Annotated in this window: 15 protein-coding genes; all 15 read left to right on the forward strand. The window is 66.1% G+C overall.

Translation table 11 applies throughout. From position 1 onward, the window contains the following. The first annotated feature begins 6 nt into the window (after positions 1-6). From F7P65_RS18175 to F7P65_RS18245, 15 genes are read left to right on the forward strand one after another with little or no spacing between them, the layout of a single operon-like run. On the forward strand, positions 7-756 hold the full coding sequence (locus tag F7P65_RS18175) for an enoyl-CoA hydratase family protein (RefSeq protein WP_150294240.1): 750 nt from the start codon (positions 7-9) through the stop codon (positions 754-756). Beyond that, positions 756-1,910, forward strand: coding sequence for an acyl-CoA dehydrogenase (locus tag F7P65_RS18180; protein ID WP_150294242.1), 1,155 nt, complete (start codon positions 756-758; stop codon positions 1,908-1,910). Before F7P65_RS18175 ends, F7P65_RS18180 begins: the two co-directional genes overlap by 1 nt. A 12-nt stretch (positions 1,911-1,922) precedes the next feature. Beyond that, positions 1,923-2,954 carry an acyl-CoA dehydrogenase family protein gene (locus tag F7P65_RS18185; protein WP_150294244.1) on the forward strand — a complete coding sequence of 344 codons (1,032 nt, stop codon included), beginning with the start codon at positions 1,923-1,925 and terminating at the stop codon, positions 2,952-2,954. Then, a complete protein-coding gene (locus F7P65_RS18190) occupies positions 2,947-4,098 on the forward strand; it encodes an acetyl-CoA C-acetyltransferase (RefSeq protein WP_150294247.1) in 1,152 nt (383 codons plus the stop codon). The genes F7P65_RS18185 and F7P65_RS18190 overlap by 8 nt, the downstream gene beginning before the upstream one ends. Positions 4,099-4,146: 48 nt before the next feature. Further along, positions 4,147-4,758 (forward strand): LbetaH domain-containing protein, encoded by a 612-nt coding sequence (locus F7P65_RS18195; protein ID WP_240334380.1) that lies wholly within the window; start codon positions 4,147-4,149, stop codon positions 4,756-4,758. Beyond that, entirely contained in the window at positions 4,755-5,198 is a 444-nt protein-coding gene (locus tag F7P65_RS18200) for a nuclear transport factor 2 family protein (protein WP_150294251.1), read from the forward strand. The genes F7P65_RS18195 and F7P65_RS18200 overlap by 4 nt, the downstream gene beginning before the upstream one ends. Positions 5,199-5,210: 12 nt before the next feature. Further along, entirely contained in the window at positions 5,211-6,116 is a 906-nt protein-coding gene (locus F7P65_RS18205; RefSeq protein ID WP_150294253.1) for an SDR family oxidoreductase, read from the forward strand. After that, the gene (locus F7P65_RS18210) at positions 6,116-7,219 is read left to right on the forward strand and encodes an acyl-CoA dehydrogenase family protein (RefSeq protein WP_150294255.1); all 1,104 of its coding nucleotides are present in this window, start codon (positions 6,116-6,118) and stop codon (positions 7,217-7,219) included. Before F7P65_RS18205 ends, F7P65_RS18210 begins: the two co-directional genes overlap by 1 nt. Further along, on the forward strand, positions 7,216-8,268 hold the full coding sequence (locus F7P65_RS18215; protein ID WP_150294257.1) for an NADP-dependent oxidoreductase: 1,053 nt from the start codon (positions 7,216-7,218) through the stop codon (positions 8,266-8,268). Before F7P65_RS18210 ends, F7P65_RS18215 begins: the two co-directional genes overlap by 4 nt. Then, on the forward strand, positions 8,265-9,056 hold the full coding sequence (locus tag F7P65_RS18220) for an SDR family oxidoreductase (RefSeq protein ID WP_150294259.1): 792 nt from the start codon (positions 8,265-8,267) through the stop codon (positions 9,054-9,056). Before F7P65_RS18215 ends, F7P65_RS18220 begins: the two co-directional genes overlap by 4 nt. A 3-nt stretch (positions 9,057-9,059) precedes the next feature. Then, on the forward strand, positions 9,060-9,521 hold the full coding sequence (locus tag F7P65_RS18225) for a MaoC family dehydratase (RefSeq protein WP_150294262.1): 462 nt from the start codon (positions 9,060-9,062) through the stop codon (positions 9,519-9,521). 5 nt (positions 9,522-9,526) lie between these two features. Further along, positions 9,527-9,898: a nuclear transport factor 2 family protein gene (locus F7P65_RS18230; protein WP_150294264.1), complete on the forward strand. Its 372-nt coding sequence runs from the start codon at positions 9,527-9,529 to the stop codon at positions 9,896-9,898. A gap of 14 nt (positions 9,899-9,912) precedes the next feature. Beyond that, positions 9,913-11,115 carry an acetyl-CoA C-acyltransferase gene (locus F7P65_RS18235; RefSeq protein WP_150294267.1) on the forward strand — a complete coding sequence of 401 codons (1,203 nt, stop codon included), beginning with the start codon at positions 9,913-9,915 and terminating at the stop codon, positions 11,113-11,115. A 3-nt stretch (positions 11,116-11,118) separates the two neighbouring features. Then, a complete protein-coding gene (locus F7P65_RS18240) occupies positions 11,119-12,288 on the forward strand; it encodes an acyl-CoA dehydrogenase family protein (protein WP_150294269.1) in 1,170 nt (389 codons plus the stop codon). Continuing rightward, on the forward strand, positions 12,285-13,838 hold the full coding sequence (locus F7P65_RS18245) for a FadD3 family acyl-CoA ligase (RefSeq protein WP_240334381.1): 1,554 nt from the start codon (positions 12,285-12,287) through the stop codon (positions 13,836-13,838). The genes F7P65_RS18240 and F7P65_RS18245 overlap by 4 nt, the downstream gene beginning before the upstream one ends. The last annotated feature ends 4 nt before the right edge of the window (positions 13,839-13,842 follow it).

Consider the following 13,842-nt stretch of genomic DNA (forward strand, 5'->3'; position numbering starts at 1 on the left):
AGAGATATGCCGATTACATGCACCATCGAGAACCGGGTCGCGGAAATCGTCTTCGACGTGCCGCCGGTCAACGCCTTCGACAGCGAGACCTGGAACAGCCTGCCGAAGATCATCTCCGAAGCCGCGCGCAACGAGGATGTCCACTGCATCCTGATCCGGGCCGAAGGGCGCGGTTTCTGCGGCGGCGTCGACATTAAGGAGATGCAGGCCCATCCCGAGCGCATCCCCTATCTCAATCGCGGCAATTACCTGACCTTCAAGGCGATCCACGACGCCGAAGTCCCGGTCGTGGTCGCGGTGCACAAGTTCGTGATCGGCGGCGGCATCGGCATTTGCGGCGCGTCCGACACGATCATCGCGGCGGACGACGCCTTCTTCTCGCTGCCGGAGATCGACCGCGGCGCGATGGGCGGGGCGAGCCACATGTCGCGCATGCTGCCGCTGCACAAGGTCCGCGCGGCCTTCTTCACCGGCGGCAATATCCCCGCGCAGGAAGCCTATCGTCTGGGTGCCATCGAAAAGGTCGTGCCGCGCGCCGAACTGGAAACCGAGGCCCGCGCCTTTGCCGCGCTGATCGCGTCCAAATCGCGCAAGGCACTCGTGATCGCCAAGGAAGCGCTGAACGGTCTCGAAGCCCGCGACGTGGATCGCGGTTATCGCTGGGAACAGGGCTTCACGCTGGAAATGTACATGCATGAAGACAGCCAGAAGGCTCGCGACGCCTTTGTCGAAACCGGCAAGGCGGCGAAGTTCTGATGGACCTGACCTACACTCCCGAACAACAGGCTTTCCGGGCGGAAGTGCGCGCATGGCTGGAAGCCCATGGGCCGTCCGAACCGCTGGAACATTATGACGCCACCCGCGAAGGCTTCGAAGCCCATCGGACATGGGAAAAGACGCTGAAGTCCGGCGACTGGGGCATGGTGACCTGGCCCAAGGAATATGGCGGCCGCGGTCTTGACCTCATCCAGTGGCTGATCTTCGAGGAGGAATATGCGCGCGCCGGGGCACCCGGGCGCGTCAGCCAGAACGGCATCTTCCTGCTCGGCCCGACCCTGATCGAGTTCGGCACGCATGAGCAGAAGCAGCGTTTCCTGCCTAAAATGGCGAGCGGCGAGGAAATCTGGGCGCAGGCCTGGTCCGAACCGCAGGCGGGCAGCGACCTTGCGGGCGTCAGGGCGACGTGCGTGCAGGATGGCGACGACTATATCCTGAGCGGCCACAAAATCTGGTCGAGCCGCGCCGTGTTCGCCGACTGGGCCTTCGGCCTGTTCCGCACGCCGGGCACGGAGCGGCACAAGGGCCTGTCGCTGATCTTCTTCCCGCTCAATGCGCCGGGCGTCACGGTCAACGCGATCAAGAAGATCAACGGCCATGTCGGCTTTGCCGAGATTTTCCTGGAAAATGTCCGCGTACCCGCCTTCAACCGGCTGGGCGACGAGGGCCAGGGCTGGCACATCTGCATGGCGACGGCCGGTTTCGAACGCGGCCTGATGCTGCGATCGCCCGCCCGTTACCAGGTGGCGGCGCGTAAGCTGGCGCAGCTGTGGGAAGCGAACAAGGAAACGGCCGACCCGGCGCTGGAAGCGGACGTCGTGCGCGCGCACATGAACGCCGACGCCTATGCGCTCAACATCTACCAGACCGCGTCCCGGCTGATGGCGGGCGCGAAAATCGGCCCGGAAGCCAGCACCAACAAGATCTTCTGGTCGGAACTGGACATTCACCTGACGCAGACCGCGCTCGCGATCCTCGGCCCCACGGCAGAACTGACGCAGGAGGCGTCCGCCGCCGGTCCGGTGGACTGGATCGACGATTACATCTTCGCACTTGCCGGGCCGATTTACGCCGGGTCGAACGAAATCCAGCGCAACATCATCGCCGAGCGCATGCTCGGCCTGCCGCGCTGACGGGAGGGGACAATGGACTTCACCCTAAATGACGAACAGCTGATGTTCGCCGAAACGGCTCGCGGCCTGTTCGCCGACAGCTGCACGCCCGATCACTGGCGCAAGATGATGGAAGCCGGCGTCGCGCGCGACGATGCGCGCTGGGCATCCATCGTCGAGACTGGCCTTACCCTGGTGCTGCTGCCCGAAAGCGCAGGCGGCATTGGCCTGTCCGAAACCGACTTCGCCCTGATCGCCCGGGAAGCGGGCTATGTCGCGCTGCCCGAACCGCTGGTGGAAAGCGCGGGCGTGGCGGCGCCGATGCTGGCCGCGCTGGCGCCCGATCATGCGCTGCTGGCCGATACGATGGCGACCATCGCGATCGCGCACCCGCTCAATCCCTTCGTCGCCCATGCCGACAGCGCAGCGGCGATCCTGCTGGAAAAGGACGGCGAGGCCTATCTCGCCACGCCCGATCAGGTGACGCTGACGGCACAGCCCAGCATCGACCCGTTCCGCCGCCTGTTCTCCGTCACGTGGGACGCCGCCAACGCGACCGCGCTGGGGAAGGCCGACTGGGATCTGGCGCTGGACCGCGCAGCCTTGTTCAACGCCGCCATGGGCTTGGGCCTTGCCCAGCGATCCGTCGACCTCGCGGTGGAATATGCCAAGGAAAGGCAGCAGTTCGGCAAGCCGATCGGCAGCTATCAGGCGGTCAAGCATCACCTCGCCACCGCCCAGGTCGCGATCGAATTCGCCAAACCGGTTGTCGCGGCAGCGGCGGCCGAGATCAGCGCGCGCGACGTGCAGGCCCGCGCCCGCATCAGCCATGCCAAGCTGGTCGCGCTCGAAGCAGCGGACACCGCCGCCCGCGCGTCGATCCAGGTGCATGGCGCCATGGGCTATAGCTGGGAAGTCGACGTGCATCTGTTCCTGAAGCGCGCCCTTGCCCTCAGCCAGAGCTGGGGCACCCCGGCCTTCCACCGCGCGCGCATCGCCACGCGCATCTTCACCCAGCCCATGGGGCCGGACCAGACCTTTGCACGGGAAACCGAAAATGCCTGAAGCCTATATCATCGACGCCGTCCGCTCGCCCGTCGGCCGCAAGAAGGGCAGCCTCGCAGCCGTCCATCCCGCCGACCTTGGCGCGCATCCGATCCGCGAGTTGGTCAAGCGCACCGGCATCGATCCGCTGCTGGTCGATGACGTGGTTTGGGGCTGCTGCGACACCATCGGGCCGCAGGCGGGCGACATCGGCCGCACGGCATGGCTGGTCGCGGGCCTGCCCGAGGAAGTGCCCGGCGTCACCGTCGACCGCCAGTGCGGTTCCTCCCAGCAGGCCGTGCATTTCGCTGCGCAAGGCGTGATGAGCGGCACGCAGGACTTCGTCGTCGCGGGCGGCAGCCAGGCGATGAACGCCATTCCCATCTCCGCCGCCATGTTCGCGGGCCAGCCCTATGGCTTCGACAGCCCGTTCCAGGGCGCGAAGGGCTGGGACGCGCGCTATGGCGACGAGGAAGTGAACCAGATCCGTTCGGCCGAAATGATCGCCGAAAAATGGGGCATCAGCCGCGCGGCGATGGAGGAATTCGCCCTCGCATCCCATCAGCGCGCGCAGGCGGCCTGGGACAATGGCTGGTTCGACAAGGAAGTCGTGGCCCTTGAAGGTCTGGCGAAGGACGAGACGATCCGCCCGGGCACCACGCTGGAGGGCCTGGCGGGCCTCAACCCGGTCCGTGAAGGCGGCGTCATCACCGCAGGCGTCGCCAGCCAGAATTGCGACGCCGCGGCCGCACTGCTGATCGCGAGCGAGCGCGCCGTGAAGGAGCATGGCCTGAAACCCCGCGCCCGCATCCATCATCTTTCGGTGCGCGCCGCCAATCCGGTGTGGATGCTGACCGGCCCGATCCCGGCGACGCAATATGCGCTGAAGAAGGCGGGCATGAGCCTGTCCGACATCGACCTGTTCGAATGCAACGAAGCCTTTGCCAGCGTCACCATGGCGTGGATGAAGGAACTCGACATCCCGCATGAGAAGGTGAACGTGCAGGGCGGCGCGATCGCGCTCGGCCATCCCATCGGTGCGACCGGCGCGCGGTTGATGACCACGATGCTGAACGCGCTGGAGCGCACCGGCGGGCGCTATGGCCTCCAGACCATGTGCGAAGGCGGCGGGCAGGCCAACGTCACCATCATCGAACGGCTGTAACGGGAAGCTCCGCCCATGCCCTGCTACGCCTTTCAAGGAATCGTTCCCGTGGTCGACCCGACCAGCTACGTCCACCCGCTGGCGTCGCTGATCGGGGACGTGATCGTCGGACCGGGCTGCTTCATCGCGCCCGGCGCGTCGCTGCGCGGCGATTTCGGGCGGATCGTGGTGGAAGGCGACAGCTCCATCCAGGACAGCGTGACGGTGCATGCCAACCAGTTGCGCGACACTGTCATCCGGCGGGGCGCGACCATCGCCCATGGGTCGATCATTCACGGCTGCGAGATTGGCGAGAATGCGCTGATCGGGATGAATGCGGTGATCCTCGACAATGCGGTGATCGGGGCGGAAAATCTGGTCGCGGCGCTGAGCCTGGTCAAATCCGACATGGAGACGCCGCCGCGCAGTCTGGTGGCGGGCAATCCGGCCAAGGTCATCAAGAGCTTCGAGCCGCATCAGGTGACGTGGAAGAATGATGGAGAGGGCGAATATCAGAAGCTCGCCCGCGCCGCGCTGACCGGGATGGTCGAGGTGGACCCGCTCACCGCACCCGAACCGGAGCGGCAGCGCATCCGGTCGGACGCCGTCGCGGTGCGCCTGACGGGCGAGACAGCTTCAAGGCGTGAACAGCAAGCGGCACAGCGGGAGGGACGCGCATGAACGACGCAACGGCCATTACCAATCTGCTCTATCGCTATGCCGAACTGATGGACGCTGGCGATCTGGAAGCCGTCGCCGCGCTGTTCGACAAGGCGCGGATCAAGACCGGCGACGCGGAAGTCGAAGGCTCCGCTCCGATGCTGGCGCTGTGGCGCGCGAATGTCCGCATCTATCCCTGCGGCACCCCGCGTACCAAGCATGTCATCACCAATCCGATCGTCGAGATCGACGAGGAAGCCGGGACCGCGACCTGCCGGTCCTATTACACCGTGTTTCAGGCCGCGCCGGACCTGCCGCTTCAGGCGATCTGCGCGGGCCGTTATCATGACGCCTTCGTCCGCGAGGACGGGCAATGGCGTTTTTCGCGGCGGGATTATTCGCTGCTCGATCTGGTGGGGGACTTGAGCCAGCATTTGCTGATCCCCGTCGCAGCGCAATGAAGGAGTAAAGAAGTGGGTATCTGCGAAGGACGTGTTGCGATCGTGACCGGGGCCGGCAATGGCCTGGGCAAGGCCTATGCGCTGGGTCTGGCGGCGGAGGGCTGCAAGGTCGTGGTCAACGACCTGGGCGTCGGCACCCATGGTGAGGCCGGGCTGACCAAGGGCGCGGCCGAACAGGTGGTGGACGAGATTCGCGCCATGGGCGGCGAGGCTGTCGCCAACACCGACGACGTGGCTGACTGGGATGCGGGCAAGCGCATGGTCGAGCAGGCGCTGGACAGCTTCGGTACGCTGCATGCGGTGGTCAACAATGCCGGTTTCGTGCGTGACCGCATGTTCTTCACCTGCTCGCCCGAGGAATGGGATGCGGTGATCCGCGTCCATCTGCGCGGCCATTTCTGCACCAGCCGCCACGCCGCCGAATATTGGCGCGCGCAGAGCAAGGCGGGCAATCCCGTCGACGCCCGCATCATCAACACGACCAGCGGCGCGGGTCTTCAGGGATCGATCGGCCAGTCGGCCTATTCGACGGCCAAGGGCGGCATCGCGTCGCTGACGCTGGTGCAGGCGGCCGAACTCGCCCGCCTGGGCGTCACCGCCAACGCGCTGGCCCCCAATGCCCGTACCCGGATGACCGACACCGGCGCGTTCGACATGGACGTGAAGGAAGGCGAATTCGACCTGTTCGCGCCCGAGAACATGGCCCCGCTGGTCGCCTATCTGGTGTCCGAACAGTCGAAGGGCGTGACCGGCCAGGTATTCGAACTGAAGGGCGGCCAAGTTTTCCTGTCGCAAGGCTGGACCGACAGCCCCGCCTTCGACAAGGGCGCCCGCATCGAAGCGAGCGAGATGGACGGCATCGTCCGCAAGCTGCTGACCACGCGCGAACCCGCCAAGCCGGTCTACGGAGCCGCCTGATGGATTTCGCGCTCAGCGATGACCAGCGCGCCATTCAGGAGGCCGCGCACGACTTCCTGACCGACGCCGCCAACCCGGACCTGATCCGCGCCGTGGTCGAAGGCGCCACGGGCTTCGACGAAAGCCTGTGGCGGAGCCTCGCCGGTGAGATGGGTTTTGCCGGGCTGATGGTGCCGGAGGCCTATGGCGGGCTGGGGCTGGGCGCGGTGGAAATGGCGCTGGTACTGGAGGAAACGGGCCGCGTGCTGGCGCCCGTGCCCTTTTTCGAAACGGCGGTGCTGGCCGTTCAGGCCGTGCTGGCGGCCGGGTCGGCCGAGCAGAAGCAAAGCCTCCTTCCCCGTCTGGCGTCCGGGACGGCGGCCTGCTTCGCCGGAACCGCCGACCGGCCGACCCTGTCGAACGGCCGTCTGACCGGCACGGCCGGTTTCGTGACCTTCGGTCATATCGCGCAGCTGATCGTCGTCGCCACGGCGGATGACAGTCTGGTCGTGCTGGAAGCAGGGACGCCCGGCCTTTCGGTCGAGGCGCTGCCCGGTCTGGACCGCACGCGCCGCTTCGCCACACTGACCTTCGACTGCGCGGTGACGCCCGACATGGTGCTGGGCGAGGTGGGTGGCGCAAGGGCCGCCATTGCCCGCACCCTTGCCATCGGCGCGGGCCTGCTCGCCGCCGAACAGACGGGGGGCGCGCACTATAGCCTCGACGCCACCGTCGACTACGCGAAGCAGCGCATGCAGTTCGGGCGTCTGATCGGCTCATTCCAGGCGTACAAGCATATGCTGGCGGACATGATGCTGCTGGTCGAGGCGTCGCGCTCGGCCGCTTATTATGCCGCCGCCGCCATTGATGAGGATGGCGAGGAACTGGCCGAAGCCTGCCATATCGCGCGCGGCTATGCGTCCGACGCCTATCGGTCGATCAGCGGCGACGCGATCCAGCTCCACGGCGGCATCGGCTTCACCTGGGAACATCACGCCCATCTTTATTTCAAGCGCGCCCGCGCCACGGCCAGCTGGCTGGGGTCGCCGGATTCCCATCGGGAGGCGCTGGCGAAGCTGCTGCTGGACGGCGATGCTCCGACCGACGAGAAGGCGGCCGCATGACAGGCGACGCCCTTCCTTCCACCATGGATGCCATGGCGATGGACGGCTTTGCCGGACCGGAGGCGATTCGCCGCCAGTCCCTGCCCGTCCCCGCGCCGCAATCCCATGAGATGCTGGTCAAGGTGGCGGCGGTCGGCGTCAATCCGGCGGACTGGAAGGCCTGCGCGGGCTTCCTGCCTTTCCTGCCCGACGCTTTCCTGCCTCTGGTGCCCGGATTTGACGGCACGGGCACGGTGGTCGCACTGGGCGACGGCGTGACCGATATGGCCGTAGGCGACCGCGTCGCCTTCATGTCCGGGCTGCCGCTCGGGCGCGGGGGCACATGGGCCGACTATGCGATCTGCCCCGTCGCCCATGCCGTGAAGCTGCCCGCCGGCCTTTCCTTCGCCGCTGCCGCCACTATTCCCGTGGCCGGAATTTCCGCGCGCGAGGCGCTGCTGACCCAAGGCCAGCTGAAGGCAGGCGAGCGCGTGCTGATCAACGGCGGATCGGGCGGAACCGGCCTGTTCGCTATCCAGATCGCCAAGGCCGCAGGAGCCATCGTCGCCGCGACGGCCGGTGCGGCCAATCAGGATCTGCTGAGATCGCTCGGCGTCGACCTGCCGATCGACTATCGCAACGAAGATGTCGCCGGAAAGATCGCCGAATGGGCGGCCGAGGGCGTAGACCTTGTCCTCGACACGGTGGGTCAGGGCAGCCTTTCCGATCCGGCCGCGCTGATCCGGCCCGGCGGCCGTTATGTCGCCATTGAAACCATGTTGCCGCAGGAGGCGCTGCCCGACACGGCTCGCTTCGCCGCGCGGGACATCAGCGCCATCCGCGCCTCCGCCAGTTTCGAGCGGCTGGGCGAGCATCTCGCCGCTCTGGTGACGGCTATTGACGCAGGCGCCATGGCGCCGCCGCCTTTTGAACTGCTGCCGCTGGCCGATGCTGCCGCAGCCATGGCCCGCGTTCGCGAGGGCCATGTGCGCGGCAAGATCGTGCTGGCGGTGGACGCCCAACTCGACCGGGCCGAACCGACGCCCGCAACTAGCAAGGACGCAGCATGACCCCGACTTCCCCCGTTCCGCCCTATCCCACTCCGCGCGGCCTGCTGACGGGCAAGACGGTCGTCGTGACGGCTGCTGCGGGCACCGGCATCGGCTTTTCCGCCGCCAAGCGCGCCGCCGAGGAAGGCGCGAAGCTGCTGATCAGCGATTTCCACGAGCGCCGTCTGGGCGAAGCGGCCGACCGGATCGCCGATGAAGCGGGCGTGGAACGGCCAGCGACCTTCGTCTGCGACGTGACCAGCGAAGAAGCCGTGCAGGCGCTGCGCGACGCGTCGCTGGCCGCGCTGGGCAAGGTGGATGTGCTCATCAACAATGCGGGTCTGGGCGGCGAGGTCGACATTGTGGACATGACCGACGACCAGTGGAACCGCGTGTTCGACGTCACGCTGACCAGCCTGTTCCGCATGACCCGCGCCTTCCTGCCGCACATGTATGCCAACAAGTCGGGCGTCATGGTCAACAACGCCTCGGTCCTGGGCTGGCGCGCGCAAAAGGGGCAGGCCCACTATGCCGCCGCCAAGGCGGGCGTCATGGCCTTCACCCGCTGCTCCGCCATCGAAGCGGCCGAACATGGCGTGCGCATCAACGCCGTCGCGCCGTCGCTCGCCATGCATCCTTTCCTCGCCAAGGTGACGACGCAGGAAACGCTGGACCTGCTGGTCGAGAAGGAAGCGTTCAAGCGCCCCGCCGAAGTGTGGGAAATCGCCAACGTCATGATGTTCCTGGCGAGCGAACTGTCCTCCTACATGACGGGCGAAATCGTCTCCGTCTCCAGCCAGAGGGCCTGATCCATGGCGGTGGTCTTCAACAATCCGCGCGACCTGCTGGGTCAGGACGGCGCAAAGCTCGACGTTTCCGAATGGCTGACGATCGAGCAGGATCGCATCGACGCCTTCGCGGACTGCACCGGCGATCATCAGTGGATCCATGTCGATCCCGTCCGCGCCAAGGACGGGCCGTTCGGCGCCACGGTGGCGCATGGCTATCTGACGCTCAGCCTGGTCAACCTGTTCCTGCCGCAGATCGTCGATGTGCGCGGCTTTTCCGCGGGCATCAATGTCGGCATGGACCGCACGCGCTTCCTCGCGCCCGTGCTCGTCGGCTCGCGCATTCGCGGCACCGGCGAGATCGTGTCGGTGGAGGAGGTGAAGGGCGGCGCCATCCAGGCCGTGATCCGCGTCACCGTGGAAATCGACGGCCAGGACAAGCCCGCCTGCATCGTCGACACCATCAACCGCTATTTCCCGGAGTGAGCCAAATGCCCGATCCCGCCAAGATGGAAGCTACCGTCCACGCCTATGTCGCCGCGTTCGAGGCAGGCAGTCCCGATCAGGTCGCCGCGCTGTTCGCGGCGGATGCGACGGTCGAGGACCCCATTGGCAGCCCGCCCCACAAGGGTCGTGAAGCGATCCGCGCCTTCTATGCCGAATCCATGAAGACCGGCGCCAAGCTGACCCTGGAAGGCCCGGTGCGCGTCACGGCGGAGTATGCGGCTTTCCCCTTCAGCGTTCATCTGAACTATGACGGCCCCAAGCGCATCGATGTCATCGACACCTTCCGCTTCAACGAAGCGAATGAAGTGATCGAAATGCGGGCCTTTTTCGGCCCGACCAACATGCAAGGTTTTTGAGCGAGGATTTCCCCATGCGTGAAGCAGCCATCATCTCCACCGCCCGCACCGGCGTCGGCAAGGCGTATCGCGGCGCGTTCAACGATACCGAGGCGCCGGTCCTGTCGTCCCATGTCGTCAATGCCGCGATCGAACGCGCGGGCATCGACCCGGCGCGCGTCGACGACGTGTATCTGGGCGTCGGCAACCACTGGAACACCCAAAGCTACAATCTGGGCCGCCTGACCGTCCATGGTTCGGTGCTGCCCGTCACGACCGCCGGTTTCACGCTCGACCGCAAATGCTCCTCGGGCCTCAATGCCATCGCGCTCGCCGCGCGCGGCATCATGTGCGACGAGATCGACGTCGCCGTGGCCGGGGGCATGGAAAGCATCTCGCTGACCATCAACAAGCATGCGCCGACCTTCCGCAATCGGTCCGAATTCATCAAGGCGCAGGACCCCTATGCCTATATGGTGATGATCGAGACGGCTGAGATCGTCGCCGAACGCTATGGCGTCAGCCGCGAGGATCAGGACCGCTTCGCCGCCCTGTCGCAGCAGCGCGCCGCCGCCGCGCAGGAAGCCGGGCGCTTCGATGCCGAAATCGTGCCTATCACCGTCACCAAGGCGCTGCTCGACAAGGAAGGCAATGAGACCGGCAAGGAAGAGGTGACGCTGGCCAAGGATGAGGGCATCCGCGCAGGCACCACCTATGAGGCGCTCGCCGGCCTGAAGCCCGTGTTCAAGAACGGCCAGGTCATCCAGGAAGGCAAGCATGTGACGGCGGGCAACGCCAGCCAGCTGTCCGATGGTGCGTCGGCGCAGGTCGTCATGGACCTCGCCACCGCGCAGAAGGAAGGGCGGCCGATCCTGGGCGTCTATCGCGGTTTCCAGGTTGCGGGCTGCGGCGCGGATGAAATGGGCATCGGCCCGGTCTTCGCCATCCCCAAGCTGCTCGACCGCGCGGGCCTGAAGATCGACGATATCGGCCTGTTCGAAATCAACGAAGCCTTCGCGTCGCAAGCCGTCTATTGCCAGCAGAAGCTGGGCATCGACCCGGAAAAGCTGAACGTCAACGGCGGCGGCATCGCCATCGGCCATCCCTTCGGCATGACCGGATCGCGTCTGGTCGGCCATGCGCTGATCGAGGGCAAGCGCCGGGGCGTCAAATATGTCGTCGTGTCGATGTGCGTCGCGGGCGGCATGGGCGCAGCCGGTCTGTTCGAGGTCGCCTGATCCATGCAACTTGCCTTCGCCCCTGAACTGAAAACCTTTCGCGAAGAGGCCGCCGACTGGCTGAACAGCCAGCTTAGCGGCCCCTTCAAAGGGGTTCGCGGCCAGACCAACCAGACCGACAATGTCGAGGAACGCCGCGCGTGGGAAGCCGCGCTGGGCGAGGCGCGGTGGAGCGTCGTCGGCTGGCCGGAGCAATGGGGCGGGCGGGACGCCTCCATCGCGCAGCAGGTGATCTTCGCGGAGGAATATGCGCGGGCCAAGGCCCCTCCCCGCCTCGGTCATCTGGGCGTCGAACTGCTCGGGCCGACGCTGCTGGCGCTCGGCACGGAGGAGCAGAAGGCGCGCTTTCTGCCCGACATCGCCCATGGCCGGGCGATCTGGTGCCAAGGCTATTCGGAGCCGGGTGCGGGGTCCGACCTTGCCAACGTCAAGACCAAGGCGCGGGCAGAAGGCGATAAATATATCATCGACGGGCAGAAGATCTGGACGTCCATGGGCATGGTCGCCGACTGGTGTTTCGTCGTCGCGCGTACCGAGCTGGGCAGCGTGGGCAATAAGGGCCTGTCCTTCCTGATGGTGCCGATGGACCAGCCGGGCGTCACGCCGCGTCCGATCCGCCAGATGACCGGCGAGGCCGAATTTGCCGAAGTCTTCTTCGACGGCGCGGAGGCACTGGCCATCGACCGCATCGGTGCGGAGGGCGACGGCTGGCAGGTGGCGATGGCACTGCTGGGCTTCGAGCGCGGCGTGTCCACCCTCGCCCAGCAGATGCATTTCCGCAACGAACTGGACGAGATCATCGCCGCTGCCAAGGCGAACGGCAAGGCCGGGGATGCGCTGATCCGCCAGCGGATCGCCCATGCCCATGCGGGTCTCAAGATCATGCGCTATAACGGCCTGCGCATGCTGTCCGACGAGGGCGAGACCCTGTCCGGCGCCGCATACACCTATAAGCTCTACTGGTCGCAATGGCACAAGGCGCTGGGCGAACTTGCCATGGACGTGCTGGGGCAGGAGGGCGAAGTCGGCCTCGACGAAGAACGCTTCGACGGTCTTACCACCATGTATCTGATGAGCCGGTCCGACACCATCTATGCCGGAACCGATCAGATTCAACGCAACATCATCGCCGAGCGCGGGCTCGGACTGCCAAGGGAGCCGCGCGGCCAATGACCGAAACCATGGGAACATGGCCCGAAACCATCCCCGCCGCCGCGAAGGCGGCGGCGGAACGCTGGCCTGCCATCATCGGCCTGATCGAAGGCGATGAGCGTTGGACCTTCGCCGACATCTGGGCCGACGCGCGGGCCTCCGCATCCGCCATGCTCAGCCACGGCGTCGGTCATGGCGACCGCGTCGGCATCTGGGCCCCCAACTGCCGGGCGTGGATTCTCGCGGCGCTGGGCGCCCATATCGTGGGCGCCGCCATCATCCCCCTGAACACCCGCTTCAAGGGGCAGGAAGCCGCCGACATCCTGCGCCGCAGCCGGGTCAAGCTGCTGTTCGCGCCGCAGGATTTCCTGGGCGTCGATTATGCGACGCTTCTGGCCGGAGAAGAGCTGCCCGATCTGCAGGAGATCATCCGCACCGATCACGGGTTCGACCATTTCCTGACGCGCGGCAAGGGCGCGGGGGATCCGGCGGTCGATGAGGCGTATGCGCGCCTGTCCGGCGACGACATCAGCGACATCATCTTCACCTCCGGCACGACCGGCCGGCCCAAGGGCGCATTGACTTCGCACCGACAGGTTGTGCAGACGTTCGGCGACTGGTCGGTGCGCGTCGACCTGCGCGAGGGCGATAATTATCTCATCGTCAATCCCTTCTTCCACACCTTCGGCTACAAGGCAGGCTGGGTAACATGCTTCACGCGCGGCGCGACCATCGTGCCGATGGCGACCTTCGACGGTGCCGAAATGGTGCGGCAGATTGAGCAGAACCGGATCAACTTCATCCCCGGACCGCCGACCATCTATCTGACGCTGCTGCAGGAACTGGCCGGGGACAAGCCCCGCGACTTCTCCTCCCTGCGGGTCGCCGTGACGGGCGCGGCGCCGGTCGCGCCGGCGCTGGTCGAACGGATGCGCAACGAACTTGGCATGTCGAACATCGTCAACGGCTACGGCATGACCGAATGCGGCTCCATCGCCATGACCTGTCAGGGCGACGATGCCGAAACGGTCGCGCATAGCTGCGGCCTGCCGATGCCCGGCCTGGAAGTGCGCTGCGTCGATGAGGAAGGCCGCGATGTCCCGACGGGACAGGCGGGCGAATTCTGGGTGCGCGGCCATTCGGTGATGAAGGGCTATCTGGACAATCCGCAGGCGACGGCGGAGGCCATCGATGCGGACGGCTGGCTGCATACCGGCGATATCGGTACCATCGACGCGCGCGGCTATCTCGCCATCACCGACCGCAAGAAGGACATGTATATTTCCGGCGGATTCAACTGCTACCCCGCCGAGATCGAAAAGCTGCTTGCCGCCCATCCCGCCATCGAAATGGCGGCGGTTATCGGCGTGCCCGACGAGCGCTTGGGCGAGATCGGCAAGGCCTTCGTCGTGCTGCGCCCGGGCCAGCAGGCGGACGAGATCGCGATCATTGGCTGGGCACGCGAGAATATGGCCAATTACAAAGTGCCTCGCCGGATCGCCTTCGTCGATGCCCTGCCCCGCAATGCCGGCGGCAAGGTGCTTCGCACCGCGCTACGCGATCTGGGTTAAGCAG

Origin of the sequence: Sphingobium estronivorans, assembly GCF_008692605.1 — a bacterium.
Lineage (GTDB): Bacteria > Pseudomonadota > Alphaproteobacteria > Sphingomonadales > Sphingomonadaceae > Sphingobium > Sphingobium estronivorans.